Raw genomic sequence first — 21,014 nt, forward strand, 5'->3', positions numbered from 1 at the left:
ATATTCACGCGCGCAATACGTCGCGCCCACAGGAGTGCCGCATGCCCGATCTATTCAAGCCCTGGACCATTGGCGACGTGACTTTCCGCAACCGGATCTTCGTGTCGCCGATGTGCCAGTACTCGGCCGAGGATGGCTATCCGAACGACTGGCATTTCGTGCATCTCGGCAGTCGCGCGGTCGGCGGTGCCGGGCTGGTGATGATGGAAGCCACGGCGGTGACACCGGAAGGCCGGATTACGCCGGGCGATCTCGGGATCTGGAGCGACGCGCATATCGGCGAGTTCAAGCGCAACGCCGATTTCATCCGTGCGCAGGGGGCGGCGGCCGGCGTGCAGCTCGCCCACGCCGGGCGCAAGGCGTCCTGCACCGCGCCGTGGATCGACGGTGGCCGGGCGCTGACCGCCGCGGAAGGGGCGTGGCAGACAGTGGCGCCGAGCGCGGTTCCGTTCTCCGATAATGCGCCGACGCCGCATGCCCTGAGCAGCGATGAAATGACCGCACTGATCGATGCATTCGTGGCCGCGGCCAAACGCGCCGACGCCGCCGGCATGGACATGATCGAAATCCACGGCGCGCACGGTTATCTATTGCACGAGTTCGTTTCGCCGCTATCCAACGAGCGCCCCGACGACTATGGCGGCAGTCTGGAGAATCGCTGCCGTTTCCCGCTGGCAGTAGTGCGCGCTGTACGCGCCGTCTGGCCCGCCGACAAACCGCTGTTCTATCGGGTGTCGGCCAGCGACTGGGAAGACGGCGGCTGGGACATCGAGCAGACCATGCAGTTGGCCGCATGGCTCAAGGCCGAGGGCGTGGACGTGCTCGATTGCTCCGGCGGCGGCAATACGCCGGCCGCCAATATTCCGGTCGGCCCCGGCTACCAGACCGAATTCGCGGCCCGCGTGCGACGCGAGACCGGCCTGGCGACCGGCGCGGTCGGCATGATCACCGACCCGGTGCAGGCCGAACACATTGTGCATTCCGGCCAGGCCGACTGCGTGCTGCTGGCGCGCGAAATGCTGCGCGATCCGTACTTCCCGCTGCGCGCGGCGACCGAGCTGCACGGCGACGATAATCTGGTGCCGCCGGTGCAGTACGCGCGCGCCTTCAAGTAGCGTCGGTCGATCGCGCCGAGTGGCTCCGGCCCCGTTCGCATGCAGTCGAGCGGGGCTTTTCTCGGCACAGCCCGCGCGCCGGGGTTAGATACCATCTTGCCGCCTCCGCACCAAGGGGCTCATGTAGCGCCTTGGGGTTGATAGGGCGTCTGGTGCTTAAGCACGCCATACGCGAGATGGACGAGCTTGCGCATGGCGCCGCCGAGGGCGCTCATATCGCTTTTACCGCGTGCTGTTAAGCGTTGATACTGGGCCGCGATATCCGGGTTGTGTTTGGTGCTGACGATGGCGGCCATATAGAGCAGTTGTCGCAGTTTAGGATTACCGGCCTTGGATAGACGCGGCGGCCCATGGACCGAACTCCCCGAATCCCACGGCACCGGGATGACGCCGATGAAGGCCGCGGCTTGGCGGGCACTGGTGAAGTCGCGGCTTCGCAGTGTGGCCAGCAGGCGCCGCGATACGGTGGGGCCAATGCCGGGCACCGACTCTAATAAAGCGCGATCTTTTTTCAGCGCGGGATGGCGATCGATATGATCGTCAATATCGCGCGTCAACCGATCGCGTTCGGCCCGTAGCGCGTCGAGCACCGTATCGATCGACGCGATGATCTCTTCGGCCTGAACGACCTCGGCCTTTTCCCGGCGATTGCGCTCGCGTTGAATATCCTTATCGAGCGCCTCAAGACGGGCGAGACGCGCTTTGAGTCCACGCACCGCCGCAGGTTCGGGTTGCCACAGCCGCGGGCGACGAGCCGCCCCATAGCGGGCCAGAACGACGCTGTCTTTCCGGTCGTTCTTGCCGCGCACTCCCAGGCTTTTGGCAAACTCCCGGACCTGCGCGGGGTTCATCACGGACACGCCCAGACCGGCCTCATAAAGCGCCTGAGCCAAGGCTTCGTGATAAATCCCGGTCGCTTCCATGATGATGTGGATTTGATCGGCCGGCGTGCCGGTCTGCTGCGCCAGCCAGTCCAATACAGCCGCGTGCCCCGCGGTGTCGTTGCCAAAGACCTTGGTCTTGACCTTGACCCGATCAGGATCCCGCAGCCAAGCACAGTCGAATTTGCGTTTACTGACGTCAATGCCGATGTAGACGGCCATCTCGTGCCTTCTCCTTGTTCGTGCAGTCTCACCGCGCCCGCGGGGACTTGGAACCCATTCACGTTTGCGAGATGAAAAATCGGTCGGGGGCATGATCTAACGCGCAAGCTATAAGCTTCAGGGTCTGTGGATGCTCACCCGACCAAGCACCGCTGACTGGTAGCTAATCAGTCAGCTTCGGCAAGACACAAGGGTCTGTTGCCGTTTCGTACGAGCGCCGCGTTGGAGACCGCAAATCGTGTCCGGCAAGGCGCGAGTCGCCGATCGTGGCGTGCCACGACCCAGACTCGCAACGCCGCCGGGCGCCCCTAGTAAATTTTTTATGGGCGGCCCAACTCTTCGGGACAAGCGCCCAACGATTGACGACACGACGGCAATCCAGCGTTGTAGCCCGCTTGTGCAGAGTGACTGCACGGCGCGCACTACGCCTCGTCTTGCCACAAAACAGCGCTTGGCGCGGACTCGTACGAAACGGCAACAGGCCCTAGAATAGCGCGATGACACGACCGCGCTTCCTGCCCGACAACTTCATCCTCGCGTTGATCGGGGCGATTCTGCTCGCCACGTTCCTGCCGATCCGCGGCGGGGCGGCGGCCATTTACGAGCACGCCACCACATTGGCGATCGCGCTGTTGTTCTTTCTGCACGGCGCCAAGCTCTCGCGTGAGGCCGTTGTCGCCGGGGCCTCCAACTGGCGCCTGCACCTGTGTGTGCTGGCCGCCACCTTCGTGCTGTTCCCGGTTATCGGTCTGGCGGCCCATCCCCTGTTATCCGATCTGCTCACGCCCGGGCTGGCCGCCGGCGTGCTGTTCGTCTGTCTGCTGCCCTCGACCGTGCAGTCGTCGATCGCCTTTACTTCGATCGCCGGCGGCAACGTATCGGCCGCGGTCTGCAGCGCGAGCGCATCCAATCTTCTGGGTGTGTTCCTGACCCCGGCGCTGGCCGGGGTGTTTCTGTCCCAGGCCGGCCATGCCGGCGGTTCGTTGTCGGCGGTCGTGCATATCGTGGGCGAGATTGTGGTGCCGTTCGCGGCGGGCCAGTTCGCGCGCCGCTGGATCGGCGGCTGGGTGAAGGCGCACCCGAAGGTGGTTAAGTTCGTCGACCAGGGCTCGATCGTGCTGGTGGTGTACGGCGCGTTCTCGGCTTCGGTGGTGCAGGGGCTGTGGCACCAGATCCCGCCGATCGCGCTGGCCTGGCTGTTTCTGGCCGACGCCGCGCTGCTGGCGATCGTGCTGGCGGTCACCTGGGGTGTCGGGCGGGCGTTTTTCACGCGTGAAGACGCCCTGGTGCTGTTGTTCTGTGGCTCCAAGAAATCGCTGGCCAGCGGCATCCCGATCGCCAAGGTGCTGTTCGCGTCCGGCGCGCTCGGGGCGATTGTGCTGCCACTGATGATCTTTCATCAGATCCAGCTCATTGCCTGCGCCGCCATCGCGCGGCGAGCGGCCCGATACGCGCCCGAGGCCCAGCCGGTTCGCGGATGACGCGCACGCAGCGCAGCTGGGCGATCGCGGCGATCGCCTTCACTGGCGGTGTGGGCGGCGGCGTGGTGTTTCCGATCCTGCCGATGGTGGGCGTACAGCTCCGCATCAGCGGGGCGATGATCGGCCTGATTCTGTCGGCCAACCGGATTGCACGGCTGCTGTTCAATCCGGCCACCGGCTCGTTGCTGGATCGCTTTGGCGCCCGTTGGCCGGTGGCTGCCGGTCTGTTACTGGAGACCATCGGCAGCGGTGCCTACGCGATTGCGCTGTCGGCTGACCGTCCGGCGCTGTGGTTTCTGCTCGGCCGCATCATCTGGGGGCTGGGCTCGTCGCTGCTGCTGGTAGGCGTGCTGGCGGCGATCATGTCGATCAGCGAAGACGCCTCCCGCGGTGGCATGACCGCGCGCGTGCGTACGGCGATCAGCCTGGGGTTTCCCGGCGGGCTCGTCATCGGCGGGCTGGTGGCCGATTTGGTGTCGGATAATGCCGCGTTTCTGGTCGCCACTGGCCTCAGCCTGGCCGCGGCCGCCGGCGCGGCCTGCGTCATGCCGGATCAGGCCGAGCGTCGGCGCTCGGCCCGCGCGACCGGCGCATCGCGCTGGGCGGCCTGGAGCGAGGTGCTGTCGCTGGGCACGCTGCGCATCATCTTCGCCGCCAACGCGTTGTTGTTCTTCGCCGTGTCCGGTGTGTTGCTGGCCACCGTGGCCCTGGCCGTCGATGCCCGGCATTTGCTGCTGTTTGGTCTGGGTGCCCAGGGCAGTGCCGGGTTGTTGATGGCGGTGCTGATGGGCGCGCGGGCGTCATCGTCGCTGGCCTGCGGGCGCTATCTCGATCGCTCGACCTCACGGACCCGGTTATTGCTGCCGGCCATGGCGGGCGTGGCGAGCGGTTTCGTTATTCTGGGCCTGGCCACGAATCTGACGCTGGCGATCATCGGTCTGTTGCTTATCGGCGCCGGCGCGGGCGGTCTGACCATTCCCATGCTCACGCTGCTGGGCGATGTCGCGCCGGCGCGCATCCACGGCCGGGCGCTGTCGGTGTATCAGTGGTCGTCCGATCTGGGCGGTGCGCTCGGCCCGATTCTGGGGCTCATGTGCGGCCGCTGGGTCGGCTACGGGCCGAGCTATGTCGCGGTCGGCGTGCTGATTGTGGTGATGACGCTGCCGCTGCGCCATCTGGCGGTCGACGAGCAGCGGCGCAACGACTGAGCCGTGGCCGCCGCCCGCAGCGGTGCGGGCCGCATTGCGCGCTCGATTTCGGCGCGCGCTTGGCCCTTGCGCTATCCGGCGCCGCGGCCCGCCCCATAAGACAGTTCGGCCGAGCCGGGCTGGCCGTGAAACATGCCGCCGCGGACAGCCGCGCTCGTGATGATATGCGCTGATTAAAAGATGCTGAAATCCAATAAAAAATGGGTATTTTCATTTTTATTGGTGATTTTAATGTCTGGTGCAGGCTCGTCGCCCGATGCGCAGCGTGTTTTTGTCGACTGTCGCTGCCGGAATAAGCCCGGGAAAACCGCTGTAGAGCGCAGGCAATTTAAAGAAGTCATCGCGCTTGGCCGATAGCTTTTCCAGCTCCGTTGTCGCGCGATTTTCTTTGCGGCGCGCCCGAGAAGCGCATCCATCACGGTGGCCCGCCGGGCCGGGAAATCTTCATGAAGAACAGTCTCAACAGGATCAGCATCAAGTATGCCGTCATCTTTGTAGGCGTCGCCTTGTCGCTGTTGGTCGTATACGCGATCAGCGTCGCGTTGGCGCATTCGCTCAAGGTGCGTATCGCCCAGTTCAGCGGGCCATTCAGCCAAGCCACGAGCCTCGTGCTGAATGCCGATCGCGATCTGTATCAGGCGCGGGTAGCCGAATTGAGTTATCTGAATCTCGCGCCGGATTCCAAGGACGCCCAAGGCGCGCTGTCGGATTACCGCGAAAACGCGCAACAGGCCTACGATCGCATGGAAAAATTCATGAAGACGATGGCCGGGCACCCCGGCGTTCTGGCGTCGGTCGATGGCTTTCAGCAGCGCTACGATCACTGGAAGTCGACGTCGCAGAAGATCTTCGACCTCTACGATAAAGGCGATCGTGCGGCGGCGATAACGCAGCTCAACGGCGTTTCAGACCAGGCGTTCCAGGATCTGCGCTCGCTCTACAACGCGGGCGGTGAAGCGATCCAGGCCAAGATCAAGACGCTCCAGGCCCAGACATTCGCCCAGGTGGGGCGCGAACAACTGCTGGCCGGCATATTTTCGTTGCTTGTGGCGGGCGTAGCGACGCTGATCGCGATTATCGGGCCGTTGATGATGTCGCGGGCGATTCGTCGTGTGACTGCCCGTATCAAGGAAATCACCGACGGCGACGGCGACCTGACGGCCCGTATCGCCGTCACGCGGTCGGATGAAATCGGCGATCTGGCGGGGCATTTCAACCGCTTCATCGCACGTATCGACCGCACCCTCGGCTCGGTCCGGGAAAGCACGCGCAGCGTGCATACCACGTCGGGCGAGATCGCCCAGGGCAGCCATGCGCTGGCCTCCCGCACCGAGCAATCGGCGGCCAATCTGCAGGAAACGTCGGCCGCCATGGAGCAGATCACCGCAACGGTCGGCAACACGTCGGAGGCGGCGGATCAGGGTAATACGCTCGCCAAGTCGACCATGGAGATCGCCCGCCGCGGCGCCGACGCCATGCGTGACATGGAAAAGACCATGGCAGAGATCGGCGGCTCGGCCTCCGAGATCTCGGCGATCACCACGCTGATCGACGATATCGCCTTTCAGACCAATCTCCTGGCGCTCAATGCGTCGGTCGAGGCAGCCCGGGCAGGCGAGCACGGGCGCGGATTTGCCGTGGTGGCGCAGGAAGTGCGCGCGCTGGCCAGCCGCGCCAGCAATGCCGCTGGGGATATCCGCAAGCAGATCGAGACGGCCGTGAGCCGTAGCCAATCCGGCGCGGAAATCGTGCAGACCACAGGCTCGACGATGAACGAGATCGTGGCCAGCGTTGAGCGGGTGACCGAAGTCATCGGCCAGATCAGTGACAGTGCCCGCGAACAGAACCAGGGCCTGGGTCAGGTGAACACCGCGGTGACCGAGCTCGACAATGCCACCCAGCAGAATGCGGCCATGGTGGAGCAGACCAGCGCCGCGGCCGAGCAGATGCGTGACCAGGCCGCGCAACTCAATGCGCTGTTGGCGTCCTTTCGCCTGAGTGAAGGCGAGGCGCGCGGCGAAGCCGCACCGGCTGGGCGCGCGGCGCAAACAACCCACGAGGCCGCGGGCATCGAGCAGTTCGCGGTCTGAGCCTCACGGGCCCGGGCCATTGCTTGTCAGTTCGTGATGACCAGGGGCAGGTGCTCGATGACCCGGGCCGTGTCGTCGACCCAGACCGTTGCGGCCCGGACTCCGCAGGCATCGAGGGTCAGCTGGACATGATGGCGCCGGCGGCCGTTGTCCTCGATGCGAGGCACGCGTGCGGCATTGAGGTAGAGCGTGTCGTGGTGGTGCGCCCAGGTGCGGCGCCAGGCCCCGCTGTGCTTGCTGCGATGGTGCATGTGGCCGGCGACGACGGCATGCACGCGATGACCGGTGGCACGGGCATGCACGAGCGCATCGCGCAGATCGGGATCGCCGAAATCGCCCAATCCGGGATCGAAATCGCAGCCGAATGGGTCGGTAGGATCTGCCCCGAGCCCGGCCGGGCCGTTGTGGGCCAGCACGACCAGATCGCGCGGTGCGGCGTCGATGAGCGCGCACAGTCGGTCGCGGCTGTCGGCGAAGCGGGACACGCCGAATGCGCTTTTCAGGTAAGGCCGGAAATACAATCGGTTGCCGCCCATGGCATGAGGGCGCGCGATCAACAGGCCGAGATCGGGCGCCAGCGAATGCAGGCTGTAACCGCCAAGCGTGACCGGGCCCAGCTCGCGGGCGAGCCGGGCGACACGGCGGCGCATACCGAGTGCGGTCCAGCGTGTGGCCCAGGGGCGGCCCCGGATCTCGGCGAGCAACTGCGCCAGAGTGGTCGCGTCGTGGTTGCCCGGGATGGCCCATGCTGGCACCGTCAGCCGCGCCAGCTGACGCGCCACGGCCCGGCCGTTCACCACGCGGGCGAAATCGCCCACGAATAGAAGGGCGTCGTATCCGGCGGCGTTGAAGAACGCGGTGTCGATGTCGTCCCAAGCGCCGTGGATGTCGCCGATGATGCCGATCTGCATCCGAAGGTTGTAAGAACGCCACAGCCAACCGTCAAGAGATCGGGCGCCGCGACGATATGTCGCATGGGCGCGTGCCGTGTGCCCGGCTAGTTTTGCCGCCGATTCCGCAAGTAGTCGGGGGCATGGCATGCGACGTTATTCGGTGACGGTATGGGGCGGTGTTTTTCTGGGCGCGGCGGCGCCTGTGTCGGCACAGACTGCGGCCCCCGAGCCGGACATCGTTGCCGCCCCGGCGGCGAGTGCGCCGACCACGAAGCTGGCGCCGCTTGCGGTGCGTGGCCTGATCAGCCGGGCCGATCACGTGCAGCCACCGCTGGCGCCGTCGACCGTCGATACCGCGGCGGCGATGAACGAGGTGCCCGGTGGCGCGCTGGTGGACAACGGCGGCATCTCGGGCCAGGTCCAGTTCCGCGGTTTGACGGGTTATCGTAATCAGACCCGTATCGACGGCATGAGCGTGGCCTCGGGCGGGCCGAACTGGATGGATCCGCCGTTGCACTATGCGCCGGCCGCGCTGGTCGAGTCGCTGTCGGTGACACGCGGGATTCCCTCGGTGGCGGACAGCATCGATACGATCGGCACATCGGTCGATGCCAGAACCCGCCAAAGTCGCTACGCCGGCGGCGATAGCTACGAACTGCACGGCTGGGGCGAAGCGACCGCGCAATCGGTCGACGACGGCTACAGCCTGTCCGGCCAGGCCAGCCTGGCCAACGACAGCAACCGTATCGGCCTGACTGCGGTGACCGACCAGGGCGCCAAGCTGCGTACGCCCCAGGGCAGACTCCGGGCCTCGTCCTACGATCGCAAGCAGTACGGGCTCGACTTCGGCCATCGCGAGGCCTGGGGCGAAACATCCGGCTTCGTGCGCGCGCAGCGCACCGGCGACACCGGCAATCCGGATCTGCCGATGGATATTCATTACTTCCGTAGCACGCTGGCCGAATTGAAGCAGACCGCGGATATCGGGCGGACGCAGGTCACCGCCCAGCTCGACTTCAACCACGTCGAGCACGAGATGGACAATTACATCCTGCGCCCGGCGCCGGACTTCTCGCCGCTCAACGGCGATGCGCCCGATCCGCGCTACATCCGAGCCCGCAGTCAGCGCTATGCGGCCAAGCTGCACGCCGCCCATCCCTTGGCCGGTGGCAGCTTCAAGACCGGCTTCGACGGCAGTTGGGTCCAGTACGATGCTTTTGTCGGCAATCCGAAAATGGCTGCGTTCGGCGTGAATGCCTTCGACGACATCCGCCGCGACACCTACAGCCTGTTCGGACAATGGGCGGGGCCGATCCGCGGGCCGTGGCACGGCGAGCTCGGCGTGCGCGACACGATCGTGCATACCGCGGCCGGGCCGGGCGGCGTGGCGCCCTCGCTGCCGATGCCGGCGCAGCGCCTGGCGGCCGATTTCGCCGCCAGCGATCGCGATCACACCGACAACAACGTGGATGTGGTGGCCAAGCTGTCGCGCGATATCGGCCAGCGCTGGCAGGCCCGGCTCGGCCTGGCACGCAAGACACGCTCGCCGTATTACACCGAGCGCTATGCCTATATCCCGCTGGAAGCCACGGCGGGCTCGGCGGACGGCAACAATACCATCGGCAATACCCGTCTTTCGCCCGAGGTCGCCTACATGGCCGATCTCGGCCTGAGTTTCATCGGTAGCCGGCTGACGTTCTCGCCCGAGGTCTATTACCACCGCATCCACGATTACATCACCGGCGTGCCGTATGCCGGGGGCAATAGGGACGTGGTCATGGTGTCGACCGTCAACGGCGATCCGACGCCGTTGCAGTACGCCAACGTCGGGGCCGAGATCTACGGCGCCGATCTTGCCGCCGCCTACAAGCTGGATAATGCCTGGACGCTGTCCGGCGGGGCCGGCTACACCCGGGGCCGGCGCACCGACACGGGCGACAATCTGTATCGCATCGCGCCGGCCAACATGCGTGCACGGCTGGCCTACCAGCGCGCCGACTGGCGCTTGTCCCTGTCCGAGCGCTATGTCTTCGCCCCGCATCACATCGCCGATTCGCATCGCGACGCCCGGCTGGGCGATCCCGAAACCGGCGGCTATGCAGTGACCGACATCACCGCCCGCTATCAGGCCAGCCCGCTTCTGTGGGTGGAAGTCGGCGTGGATAATCTGTTCAACCGGGGCTATCGCGATTTCATGGGCGGCTTCAATCGCGTGGCCGACAGCGCGGTGCCGTTGGGCGCGCGTCTGCCCGGGGCCGGGCGCAATGCGCACGCGACGGTGCATGTGGCGTTCTGAATGGCGCTGGAACGGGCGCGCGAGATCCGCCTCGCGCGCGCTGGCGTGCAAGCGGTAGGGTAGTGCGCATTCCCGGGCTGGAGGGGCCATGAAACCTACGCTGCCTGCCCATGTGTTTTCGCTCGAGCCCGCTACGGTGATGCGGGTGCTGGCCGGGCTGCGCTATCTGGCGGTGGCGCTGGTCGGCCTGGCATTGCTGCTCATGGCGGTGGCCGGGCGTACATTGCCGCCGGCACTGTGGGCCTTGCCCGTGCTGCTGCTGGCGTTCAATCTCGTCGTGGTCTGGCGCCTGCGCTACGCCGCGTCCCCGTCCCCGTCCCCGTCCGCGCTCGAATTGGTCGCCCATCTGGTGATCGACACGCTGGCCCTGTTCACGCTGTTCTGGGGGCTCGGCGGGGCGACCAATCCGTTTGTTTCGCTGTTTCTGGTGCCGGTGGCGCTGGCCGCGACGATTCTGTCGATTCGCGATGCGATCGCGGTGACGCTGCTCGCGGTGGCGGCCTATACGGCGCTGCTGTTGCGTTATCTGGCACGAATCCACGACCCGGAAGCCATGGTCGGCTTCGAGCGCCACGTCATCGGCATGTGGATCAATTTTCTGCTGGCCGCGGCGTTGCTTTGCGGTTTCCTGTTGGTGCTGGCGGCGGTGCTGCGGGCGCGCGAACGCGAGCTGGCGGGGCAACGCGAGCGGCTGATGCGCGACGACGCCGTTGTCTCCGTGGCCACCGTGGCGGCCGGCGCGGCCCATGCATTGAATACGCCGCTGTCGACGATCGCGGTCGCGGCCGAATCGGTCTCCGAGCATCCGGATCTGCCGCCCGACGTGCATGAGGATATCGCCATCATCCGCAGCCAGACCGCGCTGTGCGCGGCCGAACTGCGGCGCTTGATCGTGGCCCGGGATCCGCGAGCGCAGTCGGTTACGCCGCTATCCACCTATGCCGAGCATCTGGTCGCGGACTGGCAAATGCGCCGGCCGGAGATCGATCTGGCCGAGACCGGGCGCACTGCGCTGACGGCGGTGCCCATCCGCAACGATCCGGCACTGACCCAGGCGCTCGCGAATCTGCTCGACAATGCCGCCGATGCGGCGATTGCGGCGGGGGATCAGCGCCTGTGGCTGACATGGCGTTGCGAGCAGCGGCTGCTCGAGTTGATCATCGACGACCCGGGCGCCGGTCTTGAAACCGTTGCCGACAAGAACGCGCGCCCGTCGCGTGGTATGGGCCTGGGGCTGACGCTGGCGCGCGCGAGTCTGGCCCGTCTGGATGCCACGCTGGATTTTTCGGCCTCGTCGTACGGCGGCACGCGTACACGGGTGCGGCTGCCGCTCGAGCCGCTGACGCCGGACGACGCGACAGGAGACGCGGCATGAGGTTGCTGATCGTGGATGACGATGTTGTGTTCACGCGCACGCTCGCCCGTGCGCTGGAGCGGCTCGGGCACGTCGCCACCGCTGCCGATACGCCGGCTGCGGCGCTGTCGGCGGTCACGCCGGGCCATTTCGATGCCGCCATCGTGGATCTGCGGCTCGGCGAGCGCAGCGGGCTGGCCTTGATCGAGCCCTTGCTGGCCGCCGATGCCAACCTGCGCATCCTCATGCTCACCGGCTATGCCAGCATCGCCACCGCGATCGAGGCGATCAAGCGCGGCGCGTTCAACTACCTGCCGAAGCCCGCCACCGCGCGCCAGATCCTCGCGGCGCTGGCGCAGGACGGCGTCACCGACGATCCGGTCGATCCGCCGGGCACTCCGACCTCGCTACGCCGGCTCGAATGGGAGCATATTCAGCATGTACTGGCCGAACACGACGGCAACGTCTCGGCCACCGCACGGGCGCTGGGCATGCACCGGCGCACGCTACAGCGCAAGCTGGCCAAGAAGCCGGTCGCTGAATGACGACGCCGGCGACAATGTTTCAGTGGCGCGTCGAACCGCGCCCGGATTCGGGAGGGTGAATCATGATCGGGATCTTCATCTTTGCGGCGGCCATGGTGCCGTTCTTCGGTTTCCTCGGCTGGGTTGCCTACAAGCTCATTACCAGCGACGACGATTGAATGAGTCTGGCCCGCTCCCCCGGGCCCGCGACGCCTGTGCGAATCGGGTCGAACCGTTGTCCGGGGCCCCGGTGGCCGTCGAGCGTGGACGCTGAGCGCCGCAGCGGCGACAATCGGGCGCCTGATGCGGGGCGCCCGCCTGTTTTTGCTGCTGGATCGCGTTTATGTCCGAGTCGTCGAGTCCGACATCGCCCGCAACCGAGGCCGGGCCCCGCCGCATCGTCACCCGTGGCGAGCGCCGTTTCGTGCTGCTGGGCACCGCCCATGTGTCGAAAGCGAGTGCGGACGAGGTGCGCGCCGAGATCGAGAGCGGCGACTACGACCGGGTGGCGATCGAACTCTGCGACGCGCGCCATGCCGCGCTGACCCGCCAGTCCGAAATGGCGGATATGGATCTGTTCGCGGTAATCAAGAGCGGCCAGGCCGGCATGGTGGCGGCCAATCTGGCGCTTGGCGCCTACCAGCAGCGGCTGGCCGACCAGTTCGGCATCGAGCCCGGTGCGGAGATGCGGGCTGCGATCACCGCCGCCGAAGCGGCGGATACCCCGCTGACGCTGGTCGACCGCAATATCGGCATCACGCTCAAGCGGGTCTATCGCGGCATCCCCTGGTGGCAGCGCGCGTCGGTGCTCATGGGGTTGGCGGCAAGCCTGGTCTCGTCGAACAAGATCAAGGAGGAGGACATCGAGCAGCTCAAGGAAGGCGACATGCTCGAAGCGACCTTCAACGAGTTCGCGGAGCAGTCCGAACACATGCACGCCGCGCTGATCGACGAGCGCGATCAGTACATGGCCGCCCGGCTGTTGATGCAGGCCGATACCCCCGGCACCACGCTGGTGGTGGTCGGCGCCGGCCACCTGAAGGGTCTGGCCAACTATCTCGAACGCGGCATGGCGGCGCCGGCCGAGCGCGTGGCCACGCTCGATACCGTGCCGGCCGGCGCGCGCTGGGTGAAATGGATTCCCTGGGTGATTGTGGCGCTGGTGCTGGCCGGTTTCGGGCTCGGCTTCGCCCATAGCCCGAATCTGGGCTGGCATCTGGTCGCGGAATGGTTTCTGATCCACGGCGTGCTGTGCGCCGTGGGTGCCGCGCTGGCGCTGGCGCATCCGTTGACCGTCGTGGCGGGATTCGTGGCATCGCCGCTGACCTCGCTCAATCCCACCATCGGCGCCGGCATGGTGACCGCTGCGGTGGAGCTATGGATACGCAAACCGCGGGTCGGCGATTTCTCGACGCTGAAATCGGACGTCACTACGGTGCGCGGCTGGTGGCGCAACCGTGTTTCCCGCGTGTTGCTCGTGTTCTTGTTGTCGACCATCGGTTCGGCCGCCGGTACCTGGATTGCCGGTTTTCGGATCGTCGATCAGCTCATCGGCGCCTGAACACCGGCGTGCGGCGCGGCGTGCTCAGGAGGTCGCGCTGCTCCGGGCGGCCACACTGTCGGTCGCCTGGGCGAGATTGAGCACGGTCTGGGCGATCGATTGCGTGGTGGCCAGGGTGTCGATCGCGCCGGTGCGCAGCGCGCCGAGGATGCCGGTCACCTTGGTTGGCTCGCTGGCCATGGCGATCACGTCCGGAATATCGTGCAGGTGTTCGATGGTGAGCCCGATCACGCGGCCGATCAGTGGCGTTTCGGCCAGATTGCCGTCGATGTCGATGAAGTCGTAGCCCATGATGTCGCCGACCACGCCGAGCTGGCGCAGTGTGGAGATCTCCTCGTTGGTGAACCAGCCCATGCGGACCATGTTGCTGTCTTCGAGAATATCGCCGACGCCGACCACCGCCACGTCCGCATGCTGAGCCTTGTTAAGCGACTGGCGCACCGTGTCATTGGCCAGTAGCGCATCCCGGATCTGGGGGTCGGCGACGATGGCCGGGGCATAGAGGGTGACGCTCTCGCCGCCGAAGCGCATCGCCATGTGCCGACAGATCTGGTCCGAATTCATGGCTTCGCCACCGCGGTAGGAGCCGCCGATAGCGCAGACAAAACTGCAGTGCCGGCGCTGGTTCGAGACCACCTGCTCCGGTACCGCGCTCACGTTGCGTCCCATGCCGACCGCGACCACGCTGGTTTCGGTCAGGGACTGATCGAGATAGCGCGCGACCAGGCCGGCCAGCAGCTCGCGCTGGCGCTCCGGATCCTTGTGATCGACGGAGATGATCGCTCGCCGGATGTCGAAGCGTTCCTTCAGCGCTTTTTCCAGCGCCGCGGTGGTGTTCGGCGGATGCTGCAGACGCACGCGGATCTCCACGATGCCCTCGGCGACCGCACGCTTGAGCAGACGCCCCACCTTCACGCGGGAGATCTCGAATCGGCTGGCCAGCTCTTCCTGGGTCCAGCCGTCGATGTGGTAGAGCTTGGCCAGCTCGGTCAGTTCATCGGGGGACATGGATTTTGTCTTTCACCTCGTCTGCCTCGGCTCGTACGTTCGAACGATCTGTGTCGAAGCCAATGCGATCATATGTTCGATCAGTGTACATATGCACTAGACATTCATCCTACGGCGGCACGCCGGTTTGTCCAATAGCATGACGGGGTATGACGCCGCTATATTTAAGTTTATACAGAGATTTAAGACCTAGGTCTTATCGACCAAAGTCTAGGGTCATAAACAGGGTTTTCGCGTTGACCGGCCGATATGGGCGCAATATGATCGATCACGGATAAACAAATGAACTGTGAATGATCATATGTTCATTCACGAAAGCCGGAACCCGGGCACTTGCGACAGGCAAGTGGGCCGCGGCGGGCGCCGATGGCGTCCCGGCGCAGCGGATGAAAACCGGCGATGGCGTGCCCCGCGGCGCGAAAGTCATATTGAGGAGTCAGCCGTCATGTCTGATGTTATCGATCGTCCCGAAGACGCCGCCCAGGCGGGCGACATTCCCAAGACCATGCAGGCTGTCGTCTGTTACGCGCCGGGGGACTACCGGCTCGAGGAAGTCGAGGTGCCCACCCCCGGCCCGGGCGAGATTCTGTGCCGGGTGGAACTGGTCGGCATCTGCATGTCGGATGTGAAGGTCTATCACGGCGCGCCCTCGTTCTGGGGCGATGACACCCAGCCACGCTACGTCAAGCCGCCGATGATTCCGGGGCACGAGTTCGTCTGCCGCGTGGTCGCCCTCGGCGAGGGCGCGGGCGAGGCCAAGAACGTCAAGATCGGCGATCGCGTGATCTCCGAGCAGATCGTGCCCTGCTGGGACTGCCGCTACTGCAACCGGGGCCAGTACTGGATGTGCGAAAAGCACGATCTGTACGGCTTCCAGAACAACGTGCAGGGCGCTTTTGCCCAGTACATGATCTTCACCAAGGAAGGCATCGTGCACCAGGTACCCGATCATGTGCCGGCCGAGGAGGCCGTGCTGGTCGAGCCGCTGGCCTGCTCGCTGCATGCCGCCGACCGCGCCCAGGTGACCGCTGACGACGTCGTGGTGGTCGCCGGCGCGGGGACGCTGGGGCTGGGCATCATCGGCCAGGTCGCGCTGTCCAACCCGAAGAAACTCATCGTGCTGGATCTCAAGCCCGAGCGTGCCGCGTTCGCCAAGCAACTGGGTGCGCATGAAGTATGGAACCCGGCCGAGGAAGACGTGATCGAGAAGATCAAGTCGATCACCGACGGCTACGGTTGCGATATCTACATCGAGGCCACCGGTTATCACAAGGCGGTGAACCAGGGCATCCACATGCTGCGCAAGCTGGGCCGCTTCGTGGAATTCTCGGTGTTCGGCTCCGAGGTCACCCTCGACTGGTCGATCATCAGCGACCGCAAGGAACTGGACGTGCTCGGCTCGCATCTCGGCCCGTATACCTATCCGCGTGCGATCGACTTCATCGCCACCCGCAAGCTCGACATGCGCGGCGTGGTCACCCACACCTATCCGATGTCGAAGTTCCACGAGGCACTGGAAGTGATGGAGCGCGGCGAGAAATCGATGAAGGTGGCGCTGGACCCACATCACTAGGCGCAAGCGGGTTCGATCAGGTGTTTATGGCCGGGCGCGAATTCACACGTCCGCCGGGCGCGACAGCGCCGGCGGATGTCGGCAGCGCTGGCTTGTTCTGCTTGCTGGCCGCAGACAGGCGTGCGCAACCAGCAAACGGCCGTGCGGGATGCCGATTCAGACCGCGGCACCCCCCAAGACCAACGTGAAAACGCACCCCCGCACACGCTCTGATAGCCGTTATACCGCCGAGTCCGGCCTGCGGGTCATGGGCGGCGGCAGGGCGTCGGTCGCGTGGCGGTCTGCGCCCAGCAAGTGCGCGTCCGGCAGTGCACAACGCATTGATTATGGAGATTCTGCATGAGTACAGCCACGAGCGGTCTAGCGTCCCGAAAGGTTTGGAGCGGGCGCAAGATTGTCCTGATTGTTGTGGGCCTGGGCGTGCTGATTGCCATGGGGCTGGATACCAAGGTCGTGCGACAGGGCGAGGGCCCCGCCGGGCCGAAGCAGTTCTCGCAGGCGGCCTACGGCAAAAAGGAGTTTCCCAAGGTACGCACCAAGATCAGCGAGCGCGCGGCACCGGCAACGCAGCTGGCAGCGGCGTTGGCCCAAGACAAGAGCGCCGCGGTCAAGAAGTACGGCGTACCCAACGATATCGGGCCCATCATGTCGGTGAAGTTTTCCGGCGTGGTCGGCAAGGGCGACGAGGGTGTGTTCAATATCAAGGTCCCGGGGCTGCCGCAGGATCTGACCATTCGTCTGCAGACCGGGCCGGCCATCATTGGAACGACCCTGCGTGACGGCGCCGGCGGGATCAGATTCGGCGACTTCGAAAACCAGATCCAGTATCAGAACGCGGCGGCCGGCATCAATAACGCCATGAAGAAGCAGGTGTTGTCCGGGCTTGATCGCGATCATCTGACGGGCAAGACGGTCCACGTGGTCGGCGCGTTTCAGTTGATCAATCCGCACAACTGGCTGGTCACGCCAGTCAAACTCAAGGTCGGGTCATGAGCGATCAAGCCATCTCGCAGAAGCACGGCAAGGCCATTCTGTCGGCACGCGACGTGCACAAGCGCTACGGCGGTGTGCGTGCCCTCAAGGGGGTCGATTTCGATATCTATCCCGGTACGGTGACGACGCTGTTCGGTGAGAACGGCGCAGGCAAGTCGACGCTGATGAAGATCCTGTCAGGCGTCGAGCAGCCGAGCGAAGGCCGCATCATTCTCGACGGCGAGCCGGTCACATTCGCTTCGACCGTGGATGCGCGCGACCGCGGTATTTCCATCATCCACCAGGAACTGTCGCTCGCGCCCAATATGTCGGTGCGCGACAACATCTTCATGGGCCGCGAGCTGCGCGGTAACCGCGGCGTCGACTACGCCGAAGAGGCGCGCCAGGCGGCGGCGCTGATGGCTGAGCTCGAGGAGGACATCGATCCACTGACGTTGGTCGGTGAGCTGCGCGTCGGTCAGCAGCAGATCGTCGAGATTGCGCGCGCGTTGTCCGTGAATTCGCGCATACTGATCATGGACGAACCCACCTCGGCGCTGTCGGCCACCGAGGTCGAGGTGCTGTTCAAGGTCATTCGGGATTTGACGGCCAAGGGGGTGGCGCTGGTCTACATCTCGCACCATCTCGAAGAGGCGCTGGAGATCACCGACTATGCGGTGGTGCTGCGCGACGGCTCGATGACGGCCCACGCCCAACGCGCGGACATCGATCTGCCCTGGATCGTGCGCAAGATGGTGGGCGAAAACTTCGACCTGGGGTCTCCGCCGACCGGCTACGGTTTCGGCGATGTCGCCCTGTCAATCGAAGACGTTTCGGTCTCGGATGCCACGGCGAGTGGCCGTCTGGCGGTCGATCATCTTTCGCTGGACGTACGCGCCGGCGAGATCGTTTGTATTTATGGCCTGATGGGCGCCGGTCGCACCGAATTGCTGGAAGCCCTCGCCGGTGGCAGCCCGATCAGCGACGGTCGCGTCTTGCTCGGTGGCCGTGATGTTTCCGGTTTGTCGATCGCGCAGCGTATCGGTGCCGGGCTCTGTCTGGTGCCCGAGGACCGTCAGCGCGACGGTCTGGTGCAGACCATGACGGTCGGGCGGAATCTGTCGTTGGCCAGTATTGGTGCCTTCGTGCGCAATATGCTGCTGTCGCCGCGCACCGAAAAACGCCTGGTCGATGCGGCGATTCACGATGTCACGGTCAAGACCGACGGGCCGGAGGCCATGATCGGCTCCTTGTCCGGCGGCAATCAGCAGAAAGTGGTGATCGGCAAGATGCTGATCACGCAACCCAGCGTCATCCTGCTGGATGAGCCGAGTCGCGGCATCGACGTCGGCGCCAAAGCCGAGGTCTTTCGGCTGCTGTCCGAGCGGGCACAACAGGGCGCGGCGATCGTGTTTTCGACGTCCGAAGTCAACGAGTGTCTGTCCATCGCCCATCGCATTCTCGTCATGGCGCGCGGCCGTATCGTGGCTGAGTTCGGTCCAGACGTCTCCAAGGAACAAATCATGGCGGCCTCCGGCGAATCCGTCGCCGCCTGAGCACCACGGATCAGGAATTCAGAATCATGAGCGATAAACGCGGTCAAACCATGACGAAGGACAAGGGCGGGCTGTTTGCGGGCGGCTTCGATCCCATCGGCTTGCTCCTTGAAGGACGTGCTTTTTTCGGTCTGATCGCGATCATCGCGGTCTTTTCCTACCTTTCGCCGAACTACTTCACCTTCAACAACCTGCTGACCATGACCTCCCATGTGGCCATCTTCGGTCTGCTGGGCATGGGCATGTTGCTGGTGATTCTCACCGGCGGCATCGACCTGTCGGTCGGCTCGACGCTGGGCCTGTGCGGCGTGATGGCCGGTTTCTTCATCCACGGCGTCGATATCGGCGGGGTCACGCTATATCCCGCGATCTGGGTCGTGGTGGTCCTGGTGTGTGCGGTCGGCGCACTGGTCGGCCTGATCAACGGCGTACTGGTGGCCTATTTCAGGGTGCCGTCATTTGTGGCCACGCTGGGATCGCTCTATGCGGTACGCGGGGTGGCGCTCCTGATGACCGGCGGCCTGACCTACAACAATCTCGGCGGCAAGGCGTCGCTGGGCAATACCGGCCTCGACTGGCTCGGGTTCAACACAATACTGCAGGTGCCGGTCGGCATATTGATCATGATCGCCGTGGCGATTGTACTCATCGTGGTGCTCAATCGAACGGCCTTCGGTCGCTGGCTTTATGCGACAGGCGGGAATGCACGCGCGGCGCGCCTGTCGGGCGTGCCCACCAACCGGGTTACGGTGTTGGTGTTCGTCATGTCGGGGATCTGTGCGGCCATCGCCGGTCTCGTACTGACATCGGAGCTGACCTCGGCCGGCCCGACCGCAGGTACCACGTATGAACTGACCGCGATCGCCACGGTGGTGATCGGCGGTGCTGCGCTGGCCGGCGGTGTCGGCAATATCCGCGGCACGCTCCTGGGCGCTTTCGTGATCGGGTTCCTGTCGGATGGCCTGGTCATCGTGGGCGTGTCCAATTACTGGCAGATGGTCTTTACCGGGGTGGTGATCGTGTTTGCGGTGCTCCTGAATTCGATCGAATACAAGGCCCGGCGCAAACCCCGCACCTCCGCATCCGCCGATGGCGGCGGCACGCCGGCGGCGGCCGCGAGTCAACACAACCCGGTGAATCCGGCCTCGTCGTTGGGGACGTCGACGGGCGAATCGTAGGCACAGAACGTCCCTGACAAAACCGCTGGTTGAACGGCGGGAATAATCACTACACAAGGAGATAAGCATGCAACGCATGAAAATGACAATGCTGGCGGCGAGTGTTCTATTCGCATTCGCCACCTGTGCCGGGATATCCACGGCTTCGGCCGCAGACTCGGGTAATGGCAACGGCAAGCTGATGACGATCATCGTCAACGATCCATCGAATCCTTACTGGCAGACGGAAGGTCAGGTGGCGGCGAAGGAAGCCCGCAAGCTGGGCTACAAGGCGAATGTGGTGGCCCATCACGGTGACACCAATACCGAACGTAACGAGGTGGACACCGCGATCACCAACCACTCGGCAGCCATCATTCTCGATCCGGCCAACGCCAAGGGCTCGATCGGTTCGGTCAAGAAAGCGGTTCAAGCGCATATTCCGGTGTTCCTTGTGAATGCCGAGATCGACCAGAAGGGTCTGGCCAAGGCACAGCTGGTATCGAACAATGCACAGGGTGCCGCCCTGGGTGCCCAGCAATGGGTCAAGGCCGTCGGTACGCACGCCAAGTACGTCGAACTCAAGGGTGCGCCGTCGGACAATAACGCGGCGACGCGGTCCAATGGCTATCGCACTGTGCTCTCCCAGTATCCGGGCCTGAAGGAAGTGGCCTCGCAGGTCGCCAACTGGGACCGTACCCAGGGCCACGACAAGATGCAGGGCATGCTGCAGTCGCATCCCAACATCACCGGCCTGATCAGTGGTAACGATGAAATGGCACTGGGCGCGATCGCTGCGCTCAAGCAGGCCGGCAAGCTCAGCCAGGTCACGGTCGGCGGCTTCGATGGTTCGCCCGCGGCCATCGACGCCATCAAGAAGGGTGAAATGGCTTACACCGTGCTACAGCCGGTGGCCGTGTTTTCCAAAAAGGCGGTCGACGAAGCCAATCACTACATCAAGACCGGCAGCACCGGCGTGGATCATGAGAAGCAGTTGTTCGACTGCATCCTGATCACCAAGAAGAACATCGGCAACTATGTGGCGCCGTTTACCCTGAAGAGCATGCAGTAATCAACCCCTTGGGGGTAACGGCTGCAATGAACGCGCGGGCCGTAATGGCTC

At 64.8% G+C, this 21,014-nt stretch carries 17 protein-coding genes; 13 read left to right on the forward strand and 4 right to left on the reverse strand.

Going from position 1 to position 21,014, the window contains the following annotated elements; translation table 11 throughout:
- Positions 1-41: 41 nt before the first annotated feature.
- Positions 42-1,115 carry an NADH:flavin oxidoreductase/NADH oxidase gene (locus SALB1_RS09215; protein WP_109993593.1) on the forward strand — a complete coding sequence of 358 codons (1,074 nt, stop codon included), beginning with the start codon at positions 42-44 and terminating at the stop codon, positions 1,113-1,115.
- A 119-nt stretch (positions 1,116-1,234) separates the two neighbouring features.
- Here SALB1_RS09215 and SALB1_RS09220 read toward each other — a convergent pair whose 3' ends face one another.
- The gene (locus SALB1_RS09220) at positions 1,235-2,218 is read right to left on the reverse strand and encodes an IS110 family transposase (RefSeq protein ID WP_109993594.1); all 984 of its coding nucleotides are present in this window, start codon (positions 2,216-2,218) and stop codon (positions 1,235-1,237) included.
- A 497-nt stretch (positions 2,219-2,715) separates the two neighbouring features.
- On the opposite strand from SALB1_RS09220, the gene SALB1_RS09225 reads away from it, so the two are divergent.
- Together SALB1_RS09225 and SALB1_RS09230 are read left to right on the forward strand one after the other, a co-directional pair.
- On the forward strand, positions 2,716-3,699 hold the full coding sequence (locus SALB1_RS09225) for a bile acid:sodium symporter family protein (protein ID WP_109993595.1): 984 nt from the start codon (positions 2,716-2,718) through the stop codon (positions 3,697-3,699).
- The gene (locus SALB1_RS09230) at positions 3,696-4,907 is read left to right on the forward strand and encodes an MFS transporter (protein ID WP_109993596.1); all 1,212 of its coding nucleotides are present in this window, start codon (positions 3,696-3,698) and stop codon (positions 4,905-4,907) included. Before SALB1_RS09225 ends, SALB1_RS09230 begins: the two co-directional genes overlap by 4 nt.
- A gap of 173 nt (positions 4,908-5,080) precedes the next feature.
- Here SALB1_RS09230 and SALB1_RS19495 read toward each other — a convergent pair whose 3' ends face one another.
- Positions 5,081-5,503 (reverse strand): hypothetical protein, encoded by a 423-nt coding sequence (locus SALB1_RS19495; RefSeq protein ID WP_255414571.1) that lies wholly within the window; start codon positions 5,501-5,503, stop codon positions 5,081-5,083.
- A gap of 12 nt (positions 5,504-5,515) precedes the next feature.
- Between SALB1_RS19495 and SALB1_RS09235 the strand changes: the two genes are divergently transcribed.
- Complete coding sequence (locus SALB1_RS09235) at positions 5,516-6,997, forward strand: methyl-accepting chemotaxis protein (protein ID WP_370453236.1); 1,482 nt, start codon at positions 5,516-5,518, stop codon at positions 6,995-6,997.
- A 26-nt stretch (positions 6,998-7,023) separates the two neighbouring features.
- Here the strand turns inward: SALB1_RS09235 and SALB1_RS09240 are convergent, their stop codons facing one another.
- Positions 7,024-7,908: a metallophosphoesterase gene (locus SALB1_RS09240; RefSeq protein WP_158590695.1), complete on the reverse strand. Its 885-nt coding sequence runs from the start codon at positions 7,906-7,908 to the stop codon at positions 7,024-7,026.
- 127 nt (positions 7,909-8,035) lie between these two features.
- Here SALB1_RS09240 and SALB1_RS09245 point away from each other — a divergent pair, with 127 nt between their 5' ends.
- The 4 genes from SALB1_RS09245 (at position 8,036) to SALB1_RS09260 (ending at position 13,625) form a co-directional block, all read left to right on the forward strand.
- The gene (locus tag SALB1_RS09245; protein WP_109993598.1) at positions 8,036-10,186 is read left to right on the forward strand and encodes a TonB-dependent siderophore receptor; all 2,151 of its coding nucleotides are present in this window, start codon (positions 8,036-8,038) and stop codon (positions 10,184-10,186) included.
- Positions 10,187-10,274: 88 nt separating this feature from the next.
- Entirely contained in the window at positions 10,275-11,561 is a 1,287-nt protein-coding gene (locus SALB1_RS09250; RefSeq protein WP_109993599.1) for an ATP-binding protein, read from the forward strand.
- A complete protein-coding gene (locus SALB1_RS09255) occupies positions 11,558-12,085 on the forward strand; it encodes a response regulator transcription factor (RefSeq protein WP_109993600.1) in 528 nt (175 codons plus the stop codon). The genes SALB1_RS09250 and SALB1_RS09255 overlap by 4 nt, the downstream gene beginning before the upstream one ends.
- A 322-nt stretch (positions 12,086-12,407) precedes the next feature.
- Complete coding sequence (locus tag SALB1_RS09260; protein WP_109993601.1) at positions 12,408-13,625, forward strand: TraB/GumN family protein; 1,218 nt, start codon at positions 12,408-12,410, stop codon at positions 13,623-13,625.
- A gap of 24 nt (positions 13,626-13,649) precedes the next feature.
- Here the strand turns inward: SALB1_RS09260 and SALB1_RS09265 are convergent, their stop codons facing one another.
- Positions 13,650-14,633: a sugar-binding transcriptional regulator gene (locus SALB1_RS09265; RefSeq protein WP_109993602.1), complete on the reverse strand. Its 984-nt coding sequence runs from the start codon at positions 14,631-14,633 to the stop codon at positions 13,650-13,652.
- Between the two features lie 445 nt (positions 14,634-15,078).
- Here SALB1_RS09265 and SALB1_RS09270 point away from each other — a divergent pair, with 445 nt between their 5' ends.
- From SALB1_RS09270 to SALB1_RS09290, 5 genes are all read left to right on the forward strand, one after another.
- Positions 15,079-16,206 (forward strand): alcohol dehydrogenase catalytic domain-containing protein, encoded by a 1,128-nt coding sequence (locus SALB1_RS09270; RefSeq protein WP_109993603.1) that lies wholly within the window; start codon positions 15,079-15,081, stop codon positions 16,204-16,206.
- A 339-nt stretch (positions 16,207-16,545) separates the two neighbouring features.
- On the forward strand, positions 16,546-17,199 hold the full coding sequence (locus SALB1_RS09275; protein ID WP_109993604.1) for a DUF2291 family protein: 654 nt from the start codon (positions 16,546-16,548) through the stop codon (positions 17,197-17,199).
- Positions 17,196-18,734, forward strand: coding sequence for a sugar ABC transporter ATP-binding protein (locus SALB1_RS09280; RefSeq protein WP_109993605.1), 1,539 nt, complete (start codon positions 17,196-17,198; stop codon positions 18,732-18,734). Before SALB1_RS09275 ends, SALB1_RS09280 begins: the two co-directional genes overlap by 4 nt.
- A 26-nt stretch (positions 18,735-18,760) precedes the next feature.
- Entirely contained in the window at positions 18,761-19,912 is a 1,152-nt protein-coding gene (locus SALB1_RS09285) for an ABC transporter permease (protein WP_199678749.1), read from the forward strand.
- Positions 19,913-19,994: 82 nt separating this feature from the next.
- On the forward strand, positions 19,995-20,963 hold the full coding sequence (locus SALB1_RS09290; protein ID WP_370453254.1) for a D-ribose ABC transporter substrate-binding protein: 969 nt from the start codon (positions 19,995-19,997) through the stop codon (positions 20,961-20,963).
- The last annotated feature ends 51 nt before the right edge of the window (positions 20,964-21,014 follow it).

This window comes from Salinisphaera sp. LB1 (genome assembly GCF_003177035.1).
Classification (GTDB): domain Bacteria; phylum Pseudomonadota; class Gammaproteobacteria; order Nevskiales; family Salinisphaeraceae; genus Salinisphaera.